Genomic DNA, 18,704 nt, shown 5'->3' on the forward strand with positions numbered 1-18,704 from the left:
ACTTCGATCTCACCGCAACCTTGCGCACATCCGAGAATCGTTCAACAATCCTCGCAGCATACGAGGTGTCGAGCCCTTGCCGACAGGAGCGTGCCATGCGCTGGTGGAAACGCAGCACTCCCGATCCGTACGCGGTCTCCGACGGCCTGCGAAGCCGCGCCGACCACCTGGCACTCACCCGGCCCGAGTCGCCCGAGGCCCTGGCGGCCGCCCGGGACGCCGCCGCGGCGGCCGCCGAGCTCGTGCGGGCCGTCGACGACCTGGCGAACCGGCGGCGGCTCGCCCGGGCGCTGTGGCGCGAGACGTCCGCGCTGCTGCTCTCGGGACGGGGGGACGAGGCGGAGGGCCCGGCCCGCCGCTGCTGGGAGACGTGCACCATGCTGCTGGCCATGCGGGGCCTGGGTGACGCGGCTCAGGCCGACGAACTGACGGGTGAGGTGGTGGGCTATCTGGGGGTGCTCACCGCCGCCTGCTCCGCGTACGGGCGGCCCGGCGACGTGCCGCGGCTGCTGGCGGCCGGGGAGTCCGCGGTGGCGCGCAGCGGCGGGCCGCGTACCGAGCAGGCCCGGGCCCGGCTCGACGTCTTCCCGCTCGCGAGCGCGGCCGACGTCTACGCCGCGGCGCGGATCGCGGGGCAGTGGCCCCTGGTCGCCCTCGAGACGACGCAGGCGATCGTCGTCGGCAGGCGGGCCGCCGAGACGCTCCGCCGGCACGCGGACGAGGGGCCGACCGAGGTGGTGGAGTTCGCCCGCGCGCTGCAACTGGTGAGCCGGCTGCTGTGCGTCTCGGACCGGATCGAGGAGTCGGCGACCGCGCTCGACGAGGCGATCACGGCGATGTCCGGCTGGGCCCGGCGCGGGCCTTCGCTCGCCGCCTTCCTCCAGGGCCTGCGGGCCGAACGCGCGGGCCTGGACGACGTCCTCGCCCGCCGCGCCGCGAACCGCGGCGGGCCGTAGGTCCGTCCCTGCGCGAGGTCAGCGTGGGGCGAGGCTGCGGTTGAGGGCGCTGTCGGGGCGGGCGGTGAGCTCCTCCCAGGTGCCTTCCTCCGTGACGCGGCCGGCTTCGAGGACGGCGATGCGGTCGGCGCGGCGGATGGTGGTGCGGCGGTGGGCGATGACGACGGTGGTGCGGTCGGGGTGGTGGAGCGCGGTGGCGAGCTCGGCGTCGCTCGTGTTGTCGAGGTGGGCGGTGGACTCGTCCAGGATCAGGACGCGCGGCTGGGCCAGGAGGGCGCGGGCGAGGGCGATGCGGGCCCGCTGGCCGCCGGAGAGGGTGGCGCCGCGTTCGCCGATGACGGTGTCCATCGGGGCGATGCGGTCGACGCCGCAGCGGCGGGCGGTCTCGGCGAGGAGGTCGTCGTCGGCGTCGGGGGCGGTGAGCCGCAGGTTCTCGGCGAGGGTGCCGTGGAAGAGGGGTGTCTCCTGGCCCACCAGGGCGACCGCGCGGCGGAGTTCGGTGTCGTCCACCTCGCGCAGGTCGACGGGGTCGCCTGTCGCGGGGAGGAGCTGGGCCTGTCCTTCGGACGGGTCCCAGAAGCGGGCCAGGAGGTGGGCGCAGGTGGACTTGCCGGCGCCGGAGGCTCCGACCAGGGCGAGGGTCTGCCCGGCGGGGACGGTGAGGTCGACGCCGTCGAGGACGGCGGCGCCTCCGTAGTCGAAGCGCACCCCGTGCAGCCGGATGCCGAGCGGGCCCGGGGGCAGCGCGCGGGGGGCGGCGGGCGGCGGGGCGAGGGCGGGGGCCCTGACGGCGGCGCCGACGCGGGCGGCGGCGGCGCGCAGGGACACGGCCTGGCTCAGGGAGCGGGCCGCTTCCGCGACCGGGCCCAGGACGGCCAGGGCGAGGGCCATCGCGGCCGGGGCCCAGGCGCCGTGCAGCCGCCCGGAGGTCACGGAGTGGCCGGCCGTGGCCACGACGCCGAGGACGGCCGTCACGATGAGGAGGTCGCGGATCGCGGCGGCGACGGCTTCCGAGGCCGCCTCCGCACGCTGGGTGTCGCCCAACGTCCGCCCGTGGGCGGCCAGTCGGCGGCGCCTGGCGGGGAGGGTGCCGAAGGCGAGCAGTTCGCGGAGTCCGTCGACGGTCTCCACGGTGTCGGCCGAGAGCGTGGCGAGGGCGGCGCGGGTGCGGGCGCCGTGTGCCGCGCGGCCGCGCGCCTGGGCGAAGGGTGCCGCGGTGAGCAGGGCCGCGGCCGGGAGGACGGCGGCGAGCAGCCAGGGTTCCACGGTGGCGAGGACCGCCGCGCCGCCGGTGAGGACCGTGCCGGCCGCGAGGAGTTGGGCGGTGGTGTGGGCGTAGAAGAACTCCAGCGCCTCCACGTCGGCCATCGCGGTGGCGGCGAGGTCGCCGCTGCGCCGGCCGGCGACCCGGGCGGGCGCGCTGCGGGCGAGGCCGTCGAAGACGCGGACGCGGAGGGCGGCGAGGACCCGGTAGGCGAGGTCGTGGGAGAGGTCCATCTCGCGCCAGGTCATGAGGGTGCGGAGGAGGACGAGCGCGGCGAGGGCGGCGACGGTGCCGGCCGAGGGGGCGACGTCCTCGATGACGGCCGTGCCGACCGTGTGGGCCGCGAGGGTCAGGAGGGCGACGAGCGAGCCCTGTTCGAGGAGGGCGGTGGCGCAGGTGCGGGCCGTCATGGCGCGGTGTTCGGCGAGGGCGGGGAGCAGGGCGCGCAGGGCGCCCCGGTCGGGTGCGCTCGGGGCGGCGGGGTGGGTCGTGGTGTTCATGCGGCGAGGTCTTCCGGGTGGGTGTGGCCGGCGGCGACGAGTCGGGCGTAGACGCCGCCGGCCTCGACCAGGTGGGTGTGGTCGCCGGTGGCGTCGACGCGTCCGGCGTCGAGGACGACGATGTGGTCGGCGTGGCGGACGGCGGCGAGCCGGTGGGCGATGACCAGGACGGTGCGGTCGCCCGCGGCCTTCGTCAGCTCGTGGACGATGTCGGCCTCGCGGCGTTCGTCGACCGCGCTGGTGGCCTCGTCGAGGACGAGGACCCTGGCGTCGGCGAGGAGGGCCCGGGCGAGGGCGAGGCGCTGGCGCTGGCCGCCCGACAGGGTGGCGCCGCGTTCGCCGAGGACGGTGGCGTAACCGTCGGGGAGGGCGGTGATCTCGTCGTGGACGCCGGCGGCGCGGGCCGCCGCCGTGAGGTCGTCGTCCGTGGCGTCCGGCCGGGCCAGGCGCAGGTTGTCGGCGATGGTGGCGTGGAAGAGGTAGGTGGTCTGGGACACCACCGCGACGCCCTTCCGCAGGGCGTCCAGGGTGTACGCGGTGGTGGGGAGCCCGTCGAGGGTGATGCGGCCCGCCTGCGGGTCGTGGTGGCGCAGGAGCAGGGCGAGGAGGGTGGACTTGCCGGCGCCGGAGGGGCCGACGATCGCGGTGGTGCGCCCTGCCGGTGCGGTGAAGGTGACGCCGTCCACGGCGGGCGCCGAGGCGCCGTCGTAGGTGAACCCGACGTGATCGAAGCGGAGTTCGGGGGCCTCGGGCCAGTCGGCGGGGGCGGTTCCGGTGTCGTGGACGGCGGGTTCGGCGGTGCGCAGGGCCGCGATCCCGTCGGCGGCGGACGCCCCCAGGTATCCGGCGTGCCATTCGCGGGCGAGGTCGCGGACCGGCCGGAAGCATTCGGAGGCCAGGAGCAGCACGAGGTACGTGCCGGTCGGCGTGGTGGAGCCGCCGGCGGCGGACCAGCAGGCGAGGAGGGCGGCGGCTGCCGTGCCGCCCTGGACGGCGAGGTCGGTGATGCCGGTGGTGACCAGGGAGACGCGGAGCTGGGCGACGGTGGAGCGGTGGAGGGCCGCCGAGCGCTCCTCCAGGCGGGCGCGGGTCCGGCCGACGGCGCCGGCGGCACGCAGGGCGGGCATGCCCTGCAGGGCCTCCAGGTAGTCGGCGCCCAGCCGTTCGTACGTGTCCCAGTGCTCCTTGCCGCGGGCGGCGAGGAGGCGGTCCCACGCCCGGGGGGCGAGGAGGGCGAGGAGCAGGGCGGGGACGAGGCCGAGCAGGGCCGTCGGTTCCACGGCGGCCGTGACGGCGAGGAGGAGCGGCGGGACGGTGAGGGTGATCAGGAGCTGGGGCAGATAGCGGGAGACGTACGCGTCGACTCCCTCCACGCCGTCGACGAGGGTGGTGCGGACGGCTCCGGCGCGGGCGGTCGTGAGGTACGCGGGCCCCAGCCTGCCGAGTCGGGCGAGGAGCTGGTCGCGCAGCGCCACCCTGACCTCGGCCCCGGCGCGGGTCGCGGTGCGCCGCTGGCGGGTGGCGACGGCGGCGCGCGCGGCCACGACGGCGAGGACGGCGGCGAGGAGCCACGGCAGCCGTTCGGTCCGTCCGCGCGCGAGGTCGGCGAGGGCGAGGGCCAGCAGGACGGCCTGCGCCAGGTGGGTGAGGGTGACGGCGCCCTGCAGCAGGGTGGCGGCGAGCAGGGGGCGGCGGGCGGTGCGGGCAGCGCGGCGCAGCTCGGGGTGGACGACGGTCATGGGGTGTTCTCCTCGTCGGCGTGGCGGGTGCCGAGGGCCAGTGCGTGGACGATCCAGTCCCGGCCGGGCGGTGCGCCGAGCGCGGCGCCGAGGTCCGCCTGCTGCCAGGAACCGACGGGCCGGGCGGCCAGGCCGTGTCGCCTGGCGGTGAGGTGGGCCAGGTGGACGGCGAAGCCGGCGCGCAGGTGGGTACGGCGGATGTGCGGCGCGTCGGCGTCGGTGGGGCAGCCGTGGGCGAGCAGCACGGCGCCCGCGCCGGCGATCCATGCCTGGCCCGCCGCCCAGGCCGCGAGGGTGGGGCGGGCCTCTCCGGCGGCGGCCAGGCGCAGGCCGGTGCCGTCGGGGGCGGGTTCGAGGAGGCCGGGCCGGGGGCCGCCCACGGCCGCACACCAGCGCAGTTCGTCGCCGCCCGCCCGTGCGGCGGTCGAGAGGACCGCCAGGAGCGCGTCGGCGGGCGGGGTGCCGGGCAGGGGCGGCGGGTCGCTGCGGCGGGCCAGGAGTTCGGCGGGGGCGGGCGCCGACGACGGCGGGGCTGCGGGGCCGGCCGGTGGGGGCACGTGGACGGCGGCCAGTGGGGTCCCTTGGGCGCCGGGTCGGTCCAGGCTCGGCGTCGGCTCGGCGCCCAGTGCCCGGGCCGCGAGGTACAGCGCGGCGGCGGCGTGCCCGGTGTCGAGGAGCAGGAGCGGCCAGGCGCGGTGGGCGTAGTGGGAGGCGGTGCGCTGTGCGGTGACGGAGAGTTCGGCGGTCGCGCCCGGCGGCGTGCCGCCGGGCGGCCCGCCGAGGCGGTGGACGCGGTGGCGCAGCGGGTCGTAGCCGTACCGCCCGGGCGGCAGGGAGCAGCCGTCTCCCGCGACCAGCACGGTGTCCACCGGGTGGAGCGCTCCGGCCGAGGAGGCGGGCCGCAGGCGTCCGGAGCCGTCCGCGGCGGCCAGGGACAGTTTCAGGAGGGCGTCCAGGTCGAGTGCGGCGGGGCCGGCTTCCGGGAGGGCGAGCGGCCGTCCCGGCCAGGCCGGGACGGGGGTGCCCGCCGGGGTGTCGGGGCCGGGGCGGCCGGCGGAGCGGGCGAGGGCGAGCGCGGTGGGGAGGTCGTCCGGGTCGGGGTGGTTCACGGCGGTCCTCACATGTGCGGCGGGGGCGCGAGGGTGAAGTCCTCCGGGGCGCTCGGCGCGGTGGTGCGCCAGCCGCGCCGGACGGCCGTCTCGGCGAGCCGGGGGCAGCCGAAGTAGCCGAAGGCGGCGGGGGCGTTGGGGAGCAGTCCGGAGACGAGGACCCGGGCGACGCGCAGCGAGGTCTCGGCAACGTCCTCGGTGGTCAGGTCGAAGGTCATGACGCGGTGGCCGGCGGAGTGGAGGGCGTGTGTGAGCCGTGCGCGGCTGCCGGTGCCGATCGCGTCGACGGGTACGGTGCCGAGGGCGGGGTCGGTGAACCGCCGGGCCTCGGCCGCCATCCGGGGGTCGAGCCACACCTGGACGTGGGCGCCCAGGTCGCGTACGTGCTCGAACCGGTCGCCGCACGCGTCGAGATAGCGGGCGTCGGCGCGGTGTTCCAGATAGAGCCCGCGGGCGAGCAGGCCGACGTCGACGGCCTGGAAGACCCAGCCGTCGGGGCCGGTGAGGCCCTGGGTGAAGACCCAGGTGTGGACCGCTTCGAGGACCGCCTTGCGGGCGGCCTCGGCCGGGTCGTACTTGCAGGCGAAGCCGGCGGCGTACAGGCCGAGGGCGGGGTCGTGGACGAGTGCGCCGACGCAGGGCGCGAACTCCGAGGGCATCTCGACGAGGTGGACGTCGAGGGCGGAGCCGGCGAGGTCGTCCAGGAGGCCGGGCACGCTGGCGGGGTCGATGCCGCGGGTCGGGCCGTCGAGGTGCCACCAGAGTTCCAGGGCGTCGCGTTCGACGATCTCCAGGAGGCCGCGCTCGAAGGCGTCGTCGAGTCCCTGGCCGGTGGCGATGCCCGCGTAGTTGAGGTGGTGGGTGCGGGGCAGGTCCCGCAGGTCGCCCTGGCGCCAGTTGAGGTGGGTGAGGGCGACGGGCGCCCAGACCTCGGTGGTCGCGCCGTCGGGCAGGTGCTCGGTGCCGCGCGTCCAGAGGGAGGGGGTGTCGGGGGTGAGGGGCCGGTAGGGGAACGTGTCCTGGGCGTACTGCCACGGCGCGTAGGCGGGCAGGTCTGCGGGGCCGTAGAGCCGTAGTCCCTTGTCGGCGAGTTCGGCGGCGGTGGCGCGCAGCGGGGCGTCGGGGTGGCCGGGCGGCGGGACGCGGTTGCCGCAGTACCGCTCGACCCCTTCGGCGATGGCGGCGACGCGGGCCTGGTCGGGGTCGCCGAAGGTGGTGCCGAGGGAGACCCGGTCGGCGGGCCACAGTCCGTGGCGGCGGGCGTCGGATATCTCGGCGGTGAGCGCGGTGTAGCGGGGTGGTGTGCCCGGGGGGTGTTCGACGGGCTTGACCTTGCGGACGAGGCCGCAGACGGGGTCGACGAGTGCTTCGAGCGGCAGCGTCGTCATCGCAGGATCTCCTTGGCGGGATCGGTGGTGGCGGGGGGACGGGCGGACAGGGTGGGGAGCGTGAGCGTCACGCTCTCGGCGTCCACGTCGCGGCGGGAGGCGAGGAGCCGGGTGGCGGTGACGGGGTCGTCCCGGGTGTGGGGGTTGCGGGCGTGGGCGGGGAAGTGGTGTCCGGCGATCTCGAGCCGCAGCCGTGTGCCCGCCGGCAGCCGGCGTGCGATCCGGCCGAGTTCGACGGTGAACTCGGCGTGACAGCCCGGGGGTTGCTCACGGCGCAGGACGCCGACGGCGAGTCTTTCGGCGGTCCCGTGCGGGGTGAGGGCGACCAGGCGGGCGGCCCAGTCGGCGGAGGGGGTGTCGGCGGTGGCGCGCAGGCGTACGCGGACGGGTCCGACGGCGTCGAGGGGGCGCGGCAGCGGGGGTGTGGCGAGGAGGAGGCGGTCGGGTACTCCCCCGGTGGGGACGGTGAGGTCGTCGGAGCGGACGGGGTGGTCGGGGTCGGCGGTGAAGGCGGCGCCGCGCAGGGGTCTCAGCCGTGGCGCGTGGGGCTCCGCGGCCGCGTCGGCGGGCAGCCAGTGGTCGCTGCCGCCGAGGGCGAGGGCGCCGTGCCGGCCCGGGGCGAGGGCACCGCTCAGGGCGTGGCGGGCCCAGCGGACGTACAGGTCGCCGAGGTTCAGCCGGTGGGCGGGGCGGGCGTCGGGGCCGGGTGCGGTGACGAGCCCGTGTCCCCAGGGGCCGAGCAGGAGTCGCGCGGCGGGGCCGCCCCAGGTGCGCCAGAGGGCGACGATGTCCTCGGTGAAGTGGTCGTGGTGGCCTCCGACGGCGAGGAGCGGCACGTCGGCGTGGGCGGCCCGGGCCGTGAGCCGGCCGCGGTCGTGCCGCTGCCACAGCCCCGGCCAGGAGGGCAGGGGGCGGCCGAGTCGCCGGGGCAGGGTGGTCAGCGGCAGGTGGGTGAGGAGGGCGGGGTCCTCGGCGAGGGCCCGGGTGAGCGCGGACTCGTCGGAGGCCGGCCGGTCGCCGTGGGCGGCCCACCAGCCGGCGCGGGCCAGGAGCCGTTCCGGGCCGCTGGGTTCGCGCGCGGTCTCGGCGGCGCCGAGCGCGGGCACGGCGGCGATGACGGCGTCGGGGCGGGCGTCCTCGGGGGCGTCGAGGGCGAGGGTGACGGCGCAGTGGGCGGCGTAGGAGGCTCCGGCGGCGACGAGCCGCCCGTCGCTCCACGGCCGGCGGCGGATCCATCGGGCGGTCGCGGCTCCGTCGTCGGTCTCGCACGCGTACGGCCGCCACCGGCCCGGGGAGGCGTGCCGGCCCCGGACGTCCTGGACGACGGCGGCGAAGCCGTGACGGGCCCAGGCGCGCGCCTCGGCGGAGTGGCGGGTGCGGTCGTAGGGGGTGCGGATGAGGACGGTCGGGAAGGGGCCGGGGCCTTCAGGGAGGCGTACGTCGGTGACGAGGCCGTCGACGCGGACCGTGTGGGCCGCGGCGGGCGGGCCCCCGGCGGCTCCGGTGGTCACCTGTCCCTCCGCGGTGCGGGGGCGACCGGGGGCACCGGCAGGACGGGGTGCTCGGTGACGGTCAGCGTGCGCAGGTCGACCGCGCGGAGGCGGCGGCGGGCGGGGAGGCCCGCGGTGCCGGGGGCGTCGGTGGCCCAGCGCCTGAGGTCGTCGGCGAGGAGGGCGGCGAGCAGGGCGGCGGCGGGGAGGGTGAGGCGGACGGGGGCGCCGGAGGTCCGGGGCCCGGTCCAGTAGGCGGCCAGTTCGCGGTGGGCGGGGGTGGCGGCGAGGCGGCGGGAGCGGACGTGGGCGGCGGTGACGTCTCCGGGGCCGGCGGCGAGCGGTTCGACGTACGCCTGCCAGCCCTCGCGGTGGCAGCGCAGCCAGGCGATCCCGTGGCCGGGGAGCCGGTCGGCGGCGTCCCAGAGTCCGTCGGGGACGGGGCCGTCGAGGCACCAGACGACGGCGGCGGGGTTCCCGTCGAGCAGGGCGTCGAGGTCCGGGGGCGGTATCTCCGCGGCGTCCGGTGCGGGGGCGGTGCGGGGTTCGGCGCCGAGGGCGGTCAGGTGTGCGGCGAGCGGGCCGGTCAGCGCCGGGGCGCCGAGCAGAAGGATGTCGCGCCGGGCCGCGGGCCACCGGGGGGACGGCGGGTCGTCGGCGAGGTAGCCGGCGTCCTCGAAGGCTTGGACGACGCGCCGCAGTTCGTCGTCCTCGGGAGGGGCGGCGGCGCCGGCGAGCCGGGCGAGCAGGGCGCTCTCGTCGGCGTCGCGGGTCCTGACGCTGAGGAACTCTCCTGCGGGGGTGCGGACGGCGAGACCGCGGCTGGGCACGGCGACGACGTCGACTCCGGGGACGAGCCGGCTGCGGGTCACGGCGATCTCCTGACGACGGGGGCGGGGAAGGGGCGTGTGTGGGGGTGGAACGGGCGTGGGCCCGCCCGAACGGCAACGGGCGGGCCCACGGTCGAGGGACGAGGTCCCCCGCTCTTACTCCTCGGTGTCCTCGAAGGGGTTCTCGACGAGGGCGTTGGAGTGGGAGGCCGAGTCGTGCGCGAGCTGACCCGGGTCGACGATCGGGGAGAAGACCTGCTCGTTGTTCATGAACTCACCTTTTCTGTAAGGCAGTTGAGGCGTTCGGTCGAGCGCCGTGGACGACACTAATGGAAGTGGTTTTCATTTTCTAGATCTTTCCGGGCCGGGAAGAGGGTGATCTGGGTAACACACCGGCCAGCCGCCCTCGGGGTCGCTCCCGACCCGCCCCGCCACGTTCAGCACGTCCGCGAGCAGCCCCGGTGTGACGACCTCCTTCGGGCTTCCGTCGGCCACCACGCGCCCGTCGCGCAGGGCGACGATCCGCTCGGCGAACCGGGCCGCGTGGGCCAGGTCGTGCAGCACCATCACCACCGTGAGCCCGCGCTCCTCCCGCAGCCGGACCACCGTCCGCAGCACGTCGAGCTGGTGGTGCAGATCGAGGTACGTCGTCGGCTCGTCGAGCAGCAGGACGCGGGTGTCCTGAGCGAGCGCCATCGCGAGCCGCACCCGCTGCCGCTCACCCCCGGACAGCGCGTCGACGTCCCGGTCGGCCCATTCCTCCACGCCGACGTCGCGCAGCGCGCGCCGTACGACCGGGTCGTCCCCCTCGCGCAGCATGCCGAGCGGGCCGCGGGCCGCGTACCTCCCCTGCCGCACGAGATGACGGACCGTCATGCCGGGTACGGAGGGAGCGGATTGGTGCAGGATCGCCACCCGGGCGGCCGTGGCCCGCCGGGAGAGCCCGGCGAGGTCCTCATCGCCGAGCCGCACCCGTCCCCGGTCCGGCTTCAGCAGGCCGGCCGCCAGCCGCAACAGCGTGGACTTCCCGCAGCCGTTGAGGCCGATGAGCGCGGTCAGCTCGCCCGGCCGCACGGTCATGTCGACGCCCCGCAGCACGGGGCGCGCGGGGTAGCCGAAGTGGACGCCTTCGACGTGGATCCCCATGGACTGGGTCATGTTGTTCTGTCCTCCGTGGGCTTCAGTACGTACGGTCCGGCGCGCGCCGCACGACGACGAGCAGCAGCGCGGCGCCGAGGCAGGCGGTGAGCGCGCCGACCGGGAGCGTGAGCCGCCCGGCGCCGAGCGTGTCGGCCAGCAGCCGCGAGGACAGCTGCGCCGCGGCGTCCGCCCCGCACACCACGGCCGCGCCCAGCACCGCCGCGCCGGGCAGGCCGGCCCGCAGGTCCGCGCCGAAGACGGCCACGGCGAGGTGCGGCACGAGGAGGCCCACGAAGCCGAGCGCCCCGACGGCGGCCACGGCGCCCGCCGTCAGCGCCACGGCGCAGAGCAGGGCGAGCGCGCGGGCCCGGTGGACGGAGAGCCCGGCCGCCCGGGCGGTGTCGTCGCCGCAGCGCAGCAGGGTCAGCGGCCCCGTGAGCAGCCAGGCCGCCGCGCCCCAGAGCAGCGCCCAGGGCCAGAGCAGACGCCAGTGCTCCCACACCCGGCCCTCCGTGGTGCCCACCAACCACTGGACGACGCTGCCGAGTTCACCCGGCTCGACGAGCAGCACCATGGCGGTGAACCCGCCGAGCACCGCCGACACCAGGACCCCGTGCACGGCGGTGCGGGCGGGGTCTCCCCCGGTCCGGCCGGCGAGCAGCCAGAGCAGGAGCGCTCCGGCGCATCCGCCCACGCAGGCGGCGACGACCACGGCCAGGGGCGAGTCCCAGCCGGCGAAGCCCAGGGCGGTCGCGGTGACCGCGCCGAGGACCGCGCCCGGTGTCACGCCGGTCACCTCGGGACCGGCGAGGGGGTTGCGCAGCGCGGACTGCAGGACCAGGCCGGCGACGGCCAGACTGGCTCCGGCCCCCAGGGCCACCAGCATCCGCGGGATCCGCAGCTGGAAGACGATGTGCCGCTCCGTCGTGTCCCCGCCGCCTCCGAGCACCTCCCACGCGGTGGCCGGGGACATGCCGCGTCCGGCCACCAGTTCCGCCCCGGCGCACACGACGGCCAGGGCCACGAGCAACGCGAAGCGCCGGCTCATCGCGGGCCCTCCGATCCGGTCGTGTCCACGGAGGACGGCGGGCGCGGGGCGGGTGGGGGCGGATTCGGTGGGGGCGTGCCCTCGGGCGCCCCGTCCGTCGCCGCGGCGGAATCCGGCGTACGCGGTCCACCCGGCGGTACGCGTACGGCGCCGCCGCCCGTGGAAGCGCGCCCCGTCGTACGGCTCCGGCGCCGGGTCCGCATCAGCGCCACGCCGGCCGGCACGCCCAGCAGGGCCGTCCAGGCGCCGGCCGGTGTCTCCACCGGGGCCAGTGCCAGCCGGGCGGGGACGTCGGCGACGGCCACGACCACGGCTCCCCACGCGGCGGACCACACGAGCCACCGCACCGCCCCGGCCTCGGGGCTGAACCACCGGGCCAGGTGGGGGGCGAGGAAGCCCACCCAGGCCACCGGCCCGCACACCGCCGTGACGGGCGCGATCAGCACGACGGCGATGGCGAGGGCCGCCAGCCGGGCCCGCTGGGCGCGCACACCCAGCGCCTCGGCGTCGGCGTCGCCCAGCCGCATGACGGAGAGCACCGGCGCGCACAGCACGAGGGCGGGGGCCGCGACGAGCAGCCACGGCCAGAGTCCGGCGACGTCCTCCCAGGTCCTGGCGGAGAGGGAGCCCAGCAGGTAGCGGTAGATGAGCTGGAGGTCGAGCTGGTCGGCCATCACCATCAGGACGAGCAGGGCCGCCTGGAGCGCTGCGGCGACGGCGGCGCCGGTGAGGAGCACGGCGGAGGGGCTGCGCCCCAGCCCGGCGGCGAGCAGGGTGAGCCCGCCGCCGAGCACCGCCCCGCCGAGGGCCGTCAGGGGCTGGACCGCGGCGGGCAGGGACACCGCGAGGACCAGCGGCGCCGCGACGCCCAGGGCCGCGCCGGACGAGACGCCCAGCATCTCGGGGACCGCCAGGGGGTTGCGGAGCGCTTCCTGGAGCACGAGCCCCGCCGCCCCCAGACAGGCCCCGGCCGCGATCGCCAACACCAGCCGTGGGATGCGGAGTTCGGTGACGACGATGCCGGCGAGCGTGGACTCTCCGTCCAGGACCGCAGCGAGCAGCCGGTGCGGCGGGACGAAGGGGGTGCCGAGACACAGCGCGCACACCGACGCGGCGCTCAGCATCGCGATCACGAGGACCGGCTGCCAGGCCCGGCCCCGGCCCGGGCGCGGGAGCCGGCCGGCCGCACCGGCCGGCTCCTGGGACGTGACGTCCGCCGGGGCGGGGCCGGCCGCCGGGGAGCGGCCGGTCCCCGTGGAGGGGGTGGCGGTCACCGCAGCGCGGCCGTGGCCTCGTCGAGGACGATGCCCATCGAGCGGGTGCCGCGCCCCTTGGCCCAGACCTCGGAGTCCACCTCGTGGACCGCGCCGTCGCGCACCGCCGGGATCTTGCCCCACAGCGGGTTCTTCGCCAGCTTCTCCGACAGCTTGCCGTCGGCGCCGCCGAAGCTCATCGTCTCGACGAACAGGACGTCGACGTCCTGGGCGAGGATCTCCTCCAGGCTGTAACTGCCTTCGACGCCACGCGACTTCCACGGGTACTCCGCGAACCGGGGGAACAGGCTGGCGGTCACGTCGCCGTCCGGGGTGGCCACGCCGAAGTTCTCGTCACTGCCGTAGATGATCAGCGCGGTCTTGTCGCTCGGAGTCTTCTCGGCCGCCGCGAGCTTGGCGCGGAACGCCTTCTCGGCCTTCTCCCCCGCCGCCGTACGGCCGGTGAGGGCGGCCGTGTCGCGCAGGTAGCCCACGCTGTCCTCCCACGTCTCGGGCTGCATGGCCCAGAACGTGGTGGCGCCCTTCAGCGCCGGGGCGAGCTTGCCGTGGGTGTCCCCCAGGCCGATGACGAGGTCCGGCTTGTGGGAGAGGATCGCCTCCACCTCCGGGGCGATGAACCCGCCGGGGACCACGGGAACCTTCTTCGCCCCGGCCTCGCCGAGGAAGCGGGGGCGGGAGAGCAGGGCGTTGTTGGTGGCGGCCGGGACGATGCCGAGCTCGGTCAGGATGTCGTCGCAGAGCGCGAAGAGGCAGACGATCCGCTCCGGCTTCTTCTCCAGGGCGATCCGGACGCCGTTGACGTCGGTCAACTCCGTTGCCGCCTTGATGGGTTCGACGGTGACCTCGGCCTTGGCGACCGGACGGGCCTTGCCCTGCGCGGGCGCCTCCGAGGGCGCGCCGCAGCCGACCAGGACGGATCCCAGCACGACTGCGGTGAGCCGGCTGCGTACGGCTCTCGACGGTGCGCTCAGCATGGGTGCCTTCATTTCTTCTCGGGAACCTGGAACGCACAGAACATACATGATAATCATTTTCACCAGACCGCTCTGGAGGACCCCTTGCCCGATACCGCGCTCCTCGTCTCCGACCATGTGGCCGGATCCGTCTACGTGCTGGCCGTCCCCGACGGCAGCGTCACGGCCCGCCTCACCGGTCGCCATCTCTCCGAGCACGCCGGGTTCCTGGCCCTGCCGGGCGGCCGCGTGGCCTGTGTCGACGACCGGCGGGGCGAGCTCCTGGTACTGGATCCGTTCGGCGAGGAGCTGGTGGAACGCGCGGTCCCCGTCGGCGTGCCGGCGGAGCACCTGGCCTGCGATCCCACCGGTCGCCGGCTGGCCGTGACGACCGGCCTGGGCAAGAACACCGTGCCGTGGTCGGACCTGCTGACGGTCGTCGACCTGACCACCGGTGAGAGCGCCCGCGTCCGCACCCGCGCCGACGAGCCGGGCGTGACGGTCCTGGGCGGCGGCGAACCGCTCGCCGTCCTACGGCACAGGACGCCGGGCGGGCTGGCCGCCCACCGGTTCGCGGACCTCCTCGCGGCCCCGCCCGGGTGTCCCGTCGCCCCGCCCCACGCGCTGCTGCCGCTGCCCGACGACGGGCACGGCGACGCCCACGACCCGGGCACCGGACGGGTGTTCGCGGCCACGGCCGCCGGGGTGCACACGGCCCGGCGGGACGGCGACACCCTGCGGGCCGGCGCGGTGATCCCGTGGGACTCCCCCGCCCGGGGCTGGTACCTCCGCCTCGACACCCGCCGGCCGGCCCTGTGGACCACGCTGCGCGGCGGCTCGCCCGATCCGCTGAACTGGCAGGAGTGGACGAACCAGGCGTGGCGCCACGACCTGACGACGGGCCGCACGTCGCTCACCGACCTCGGCCCCGGGCTCGTCTTCCGGCTGGCCCTGGCCCGCGGCCACACCGCCTTCACCCGGATCCACCCCGACGGCGACGAACTCGTCCTCCTGGACGCCGACCACACCCTCCGGCGCGTCCCCCTGCCCGCGATGGACGGCGCGCCGAAGGCGGGCGGCACCCCCTGGGAAGGCGTCGAACGCCGCGCGGTCGCCGCCTCACCGGGCTCCGACCTCGTGGCCGTCACCCGTGGCGGCCACGGCGAGATCCACCTCGTGGACGCGAGGACGGGCCAGGAGACGACGCGCGTGCGACTGGGCACACCGCTGCGTCACGGCGGCCACATGACGCTGGTCGGCCGCACCGACGGCGCGGACGGCGACCCCGTCGGCCGCTGACAGCCCCGAGCATGTCACGCTCGAATCGAGCGTCGCACCTCTTGATTCGAGCGTACAGGTGCGCCATCGTGCTGGAAACAGCATCAGGGCTCGCTGTCCCCGGGGACGGGCCGACGAGCGTCCGCCGCCCGCAGCCCGCCCCTCACCAGCCGAGGACCCCCTCATGTCGCACGACGAGCACCGCACGATCGACTTCTTCGCCGAGGACGCGCTTCCCGCTCCGACGGTGTCGTGGACGGAGGCCGAGCGCATCGCCGCCGAGCTCCTCGGCCTCCCGGGGCGGGCCGAGGAGCTGGGCAGCCAGCAGGACGCCAACTTCCTGCTGCGTGCGGCCGACGGGACCCCGCTCGCGGTTCTGAAGATCGCCAACCCGGCCTTCGGGCCCCTGGAGGTCGCGGCCCAGGACGCCGCCGCCGACCTGGTCGCCTCGGCCTGTCCGGAGCTGCGCGTGGCCACCGTCCTGCGGCACCCCGACGGCACCGCCCGGCGGGCGACGGTGGAGACGGACGGCGGACCGGCCGTCGCGCGCCTGCTGCGCCACCTGCCCGGCGGTACGCTGTCGGGCCCCCGGCACCTCTCCCCCGGCACGCTCACGGCCATGGGCACGATCGCCGGGAAGGTGAGCGCGGCCCTGCGCGGCTTCACGCATCCGGGTCTCGACCGGGTGCTCCAGTGGGACCCCCGGCACGCCGACCGCGTCGTCGCCCGGCTCGCCGCGCACGTCGCCGAGCCCGACCGGCGTACCGCGGTCCTGGCGGCGGCCGCCGAAGCCTGGTCGTGCGTACGGAGGTTCGCCGACGCGCTGCCGTCGCAGGCCGTGCACCTCGACCTCACCGACGACAATCTGATCCGCACACCCGGCGCCGTCTGCCCGCCCGTCCCGGACGGCGTCATCGACTTCGGCGACGTGACCTCGAGCTGGGCGGTGGGGGAACTCGCGGTGCCGCTCACGTCGATGCTCCACCACGACGGGATCGAGCCGCACCACGTGCTGCCCGCCGTCCGCGCGTTCCACGCCGTTCGGCCGCTGTCGTCCGAGGAGGCGGAGGTGCTGTGGCCGCTCGTCGTCCTGCGCGCGGCCTGCCTCGTCGTCAGCGGGCGGCAGCAGGCCGCCGTCGACTCGGACAACGCGTACGCGAAGGCGGCGCTCGACCGCGAGTGGCGCATGTTCGAGCAGGCGACCCGGCTTCCCCTCCCGGTCATGACCGGGCTCGTCAAGAACGCGGTCGGCCTGGCCGACGCGCCCGTGCGGGCCGAGGCGCCCGTACGCCCCCTGCTGCGCGGCCTCACCGCCGCCGACTTCACCGTCGTCGACCTCTCGACCGGCGCCGACGCCATGGACCACGGGGCCTGGCTCGACGCCGGCGCCGAGGACCGGCTCGCGGCCGCCGTCCTCGCCGGCGGGGCGGCGGCCGCCGTCACCCGGCACGCCCAGGCACGCCTCACCCGGACGCCGGCGCTGTCGGCCGTCTCCGCCGCCACCGTGCCCACCGGCGTCGACGTCCGGCTGGGGCGGAGCGGCGTGGCGCAGGCCCCCGCCCCCGGAACGGTCCTCGCGGCGGCGCCGGGCCGGCTGGAGGTCACGTACGGACCGAGCGCCGCCCTGACGCTGTCCTTCCCTTCCACCGCGCACCCGGCACTCGCCGCGGGCGCGTCCTTCGAGGCGGGCGAGGTCCTCGCCCACCTCCCCGCCGGATCCCCGGTCCACCTCACCCTGCGCCGCGTCGGGGCACCCGCCGTCCCGCCGCTGGTCCGTCCCGAGTACGCCGCCGGCTGGCTGGCGCTCACCGCCGACCCCGCCCCGCTCCTCGGCCTGCCGGCCTCCTCCCCGGTGGCGTACGACCGACGCGACGACCTGCTCGACCGGCGCGGCGCCGTCTTCGCGACCGTCCAGGAGCACTACTACGCCCGCCCGCCCCGTATCGAACGCGGCTGGCGCCACCACCTGCTCTCCACCGAGGGCCGCTCGTACCTCGACATCGTCAACAACGTCACCCCGCTGGGCCACGCCCACCCGCGCGTCGAGGCCGCGGTCGCCCGCCAGTTGCGGCGCCTCAACACCAACTCACGTTTCCACTACGCCTCGGTGGTGGAGTTCACCGAACGCCTCGCCGCGCTGCTGCCCGACCCGCTGGACACCGTCTTCCTGGTCAACTCCGGTTCCGAGGCGGTGGATCTCGGCCTCCGGCTGGCCATCGGCGCCTCGGGCCGGCCCGACGTCGTCGCGCTGCGCGAGGCGTACCACGGCTGGACGTACGCCTCCGACGCGGTCTCCACCTCGCTCCAGGACAACCCGAACGCGCTGAGCACCCGCCCGAGTTGGGTGCACACGGTGGACTCGCCCAACTCCTACCGCGGCCTGCACCGCGGGACGGAGGCGCGGCGCTACGGCCCCGAGGCCGCCGCGTTCATCGACGGACTGGCCACGTCCGGCCGCCCGGCGGGGGCCTTCATCGGCGAGACCTTCTACGGCAACGCCGGCGGGGTCGCCCTGCCCGACGGCTATCTGGCCGAGGTGTACGCGGCGGTGCGGCGGCACGGCGGACTGGCCGTCGCGGACGAGGTGCAGGTCGGCTACGGCCGTCTGGGGCACTGGTTCTGGGGCTTCGAGCAGCAGGGCGTCGTCCCCGACATCGTGTGCGTCGCCAAGGCCATGGGCAACGGACACCCGCTCGGCGCCGTCATCACCTCGAAGGAGGTCGCCGACCGCTACCGCGAGCAGGGGTACTTCTTCTCCTCCACCGGCGGCAGCCCGGTCTCCAGCGTCGTCGGCCTCACCGTCCTGGACGCCCTCCGCGACGAGGACCTCCAGGGCAACGCGGTGCGCGTCGGCGGCCACCTGAAGCACCGGCTCGAGGCGCTGGCCGCCCGCTACGACCTCGTCGGCGCCGTCCACGGCTCCGGCCTCTACCTCGGCCTGGAACTCGTCCGGGACCGCACCGGCCTGGCCCCCGCCACCGAGGAGACCGCCGAACTCTGCGAGCGCATGCTCGACCTCGGCGTGGTCGTCCAGCCCACCGGCGACCACCTCAACATCCTGAAGATCAAGCCGCCGCTGTGCCTCGACACCGCCGCCGCGGACTTCTTCGCCGACATGCTCGACCTGGCCCTCACCCAGCTCGGTCACGGCCACCGCCACGCCGGCTGACGCCGCCGTCGATTCGAAGAGAGAGGTGCCTCATGGACGACATCGACCAGGCGATCCTGCGGGAGCTGCAGGTCGACGGCCGCATCCCGTACGCCGAGCTCGGGCCGAAGGTGGGACTGTCGCCCTCGGCGGCGCGGCTCCGGCTGCAGCGGCTGATCGACAGCAAGGCGGTCCAGGTCGTCGGCGTGACCGACCCGATGACCATGGGGCGGCAGACCATGGCCCTCCTGGGCCTGCGCGTCGACGGCGACCCCCGGGCGGTCGCCGACGAGCTGTCCCGGCACGACGAGGTCGTGTACACGGTGCTCACCGCGGGGAGCTTCGACCTCTTCGCCGAGGTGGTGTGCGCCCACCCCCGTGACCTGCTCGACTTCGTCAACGACGTCGTCCGCGCGGTCGAGGGCGTCGCGGCGGTCGAGAGCTTCCCCTACTTCGCGATCCACACCCACCGCTTCCTCTGGAACGTCGAGTGACGGGAACGCCGAGCAAGCCGAACGTCGAGTGAGCCGAACGACGAGTGAGCCGCAGCCCCGCTCCGGCGCCGGTCACGCCGTCCACCTCGAACG

At 76.2% G+C, this 18,704-nt stretch carries 14 protein-coding genes and 1 pseudogene; 4 read left to right on the forward strand and 11 right to left on the reverse strand.

Features of this window, described 5'->3' with window-relative positions:
* Window positions 1-95: 95 nt before the first annotated feature.
* The gene (locus IF73_RS0100475; protein ID WP_031002202.1) at window positions 96-956 is read left to right on the forward strand and encodes a hypothetical protein; all 861 of its coding nucleotides are present in this window, start codon (window positions 96-98) and stop codon (window positions 954-956) included.
* 18 nt (window positions 957-974) lie between these two features.
* Here IF73_RS0100475 and IF73_RS0100480 read toward each other — a convergent pair whose 3' ends face one another.
* From IF73_RS0100480 to IF73_RS0100530, 11 genes and pseudogenes are all read right to left on the reverse strand, one after another.
* Window positions 975-2,720, reverse strand: coding sequence for an ABC transporter ATP-binding protein (locus IF73_RS0100480; protein WP_031002204.1), 1,746 nt, complete (start codon window positions 2,718-2,720; stop codon window positions 975-977).
* Window positions 2,717-4,459: an ABC transporter ATP-binding protein/permease gene (locus tag IF73_RS0100485; RefSeq protein WP_031002205.1), complete on the reverse strand. Its 1,743-nt coding sequence runs from the start codon at window positions 4,457-4,459 to the stop codon at window positions 2,717-2,719. The genes IF73_RS0100480 and IF73_RS0100485 overlap by 4 nt, the downstream gene beginning before the upstream one ends.
* Entirely contained in the window at window positions 4,456-5,568 is a 1,113-nt protein-coding gene (locus IF73_RS0100490) for a nitroreductase family protein (RefSeq protein WP_037877965.1), read from the reverse strand. The genes IF73_RS0100485 and IF73_RS0100490 overlap by 4 nt, the downstream gene beginning before the upstream one ends.
* 8 nt (window positions 5,569-5,576) lie before the next feature.
* A complete protein-coding gene (locus IF73_RS0100495) occupies window positions 5,577-6,956 on the reverse strand; it encodes a YcaO-like family protein (RefSeq protein ID WP_031002210.1) in 1,380 nt (459 codons plus the stop codon).
* Window positions 6,953-8,467 carry a CocE/NonD family hydrolase gene (locus IF73_RS0100500; RefSeq protein WP_051716444.1) on the reverse strand — a complete coding sequence of 505 codons (1,515 nt, stop codon included), beginning with the start codon at window positions 8,465-8,467 and terminating at the stop codon, window positions 6,953-6,955. Before IF73_RS0100500 ends, IF73_RS0100495 begins: the two co-directional genes overlap by 4 nt.
* Window positions 8,464-9,318, reverse strand: a complete 855-nt coding sequence (locus tag IF73_RS0100505) for a hypothetical protein (protein ID WP_031002214.1) — start codon at window positions 9,316-9,318, stop codon at window positions 8,464-8,466. The genes IF73_RS0100500 and IF73_RS0100505 overlap by 4 nt, the downstream gene beginning before the upstream one ends.
* Window positions 9,319-9,432: 114 nt before the next feature.
* The gene (gene amiA / locus IF73_RS42495) at window positions 9,433-9,546 is read right to left on the reverse strand and encodes a streptamidine family RiPP (protein WP_267883556.1); all 114 of its coding nucleotides are present in this window, start codon (window positions 9,544-9,546) and stop codon (window positions 9,433-9,435) included.
* 56 nt (window positions 9,547-9,602) lie between these two features.
* Window positions 9,603-10,434 (reverse strand): annotated as a pseudogene (locus tag IF73_RS0100515) (ABC transporter ATP-binding protein).
* 22 nt (window positions 10,435-10,456) lie between these two features.
* Complete coding sequence (locus IF73_RS0100520; RefSeq protein ID WP_031002218.1) at window positions 10,457-11,464, reverse strand: FecCD family ABC transporter permease; 1,008 nt, start codon at window positions 11,462-11,464, stop codon at window positions 10,457-10,459.
* Entirely contained in the window at window positions 11,461-12,588 is a 1,128-nt protein-coding gene (locus IF73_RS0100525; protein ID WP_078867896.1) for an iron chelate uptake ABC transporter family permease subunit, read from the reverse strand. Before IF73_RS0100525 ends, IF73_RS0100520 begins: the two co-directional genes overlap by 4 nt.
* Before the next feature lie 146 nt (window positions 12,589-12,734).
* Window positions 12,735-13,712, reverse strand: a complete 978-nt coding sequence (locus IF73_RS0100530; RefSeq protein WP_031002221.1) for an ABC transporter substrate-binding protein — start codon at window positions 13,710-13,712, stop codon at window positions 12,735-12,737.
* Between the two features lie 84 nt (window positions 13,713-13,796).
* Here IF73_RS0100530 and IF73_RS0100535 point away from each other — a divergent pair, with 84 nt between their 5' ends.
* The 3 genes from IF73_RS0100535 (at window position 13,797) to IF73_RS0100545 (ending at window position 18,611) form a co-directional block, all read left to right on the forward strand.
* Complete coding sequence (locus IF73_RS0100535) at window positions 13,797-14,990, forward strand: hypothetical protein (RefSeq protein WP_031002222.1); 1,194 nt, start codon at window positions 13,797-13,799, stop codon at window positions 14,988-14,990.
* A gap of 163 nt (window positions 14,991-15,153) precedes the next feature.
* The gene (locus IF73_RS0100540; RefSeq protein WP_031002224.1) at window positions 15,154-18,138 is read left to right on the forward strand and encodes an aminotransferase; all 2,985 of its coding nucleotides are present in this window, start codon (window positions 15,154-15,156) and stop codon (window positions 18,136-18,138) included.
* Window positions 18,139-18,170: 32 nt separating this feature from the next.
* Entirely contained in the window at window positions 18,171-18,611 is a 441-nt protein-coding gene (locus IF73_RS0100545; protein ID WP_031002226.1) for an Lrp/AsnC family transcriptional regulator, read from the forward strand.
* Window positions 18,612-18,704: the final 93 nt, after the last annotated feature.

The organism is Streptomyces sp. NRRL F-5727, assembly GCF_000719555.1.
GTDB lineage: Bacteria > Actinomycetota > Actinomycetes > Streptomycetales > Streptomycetaceae > Streptomyces.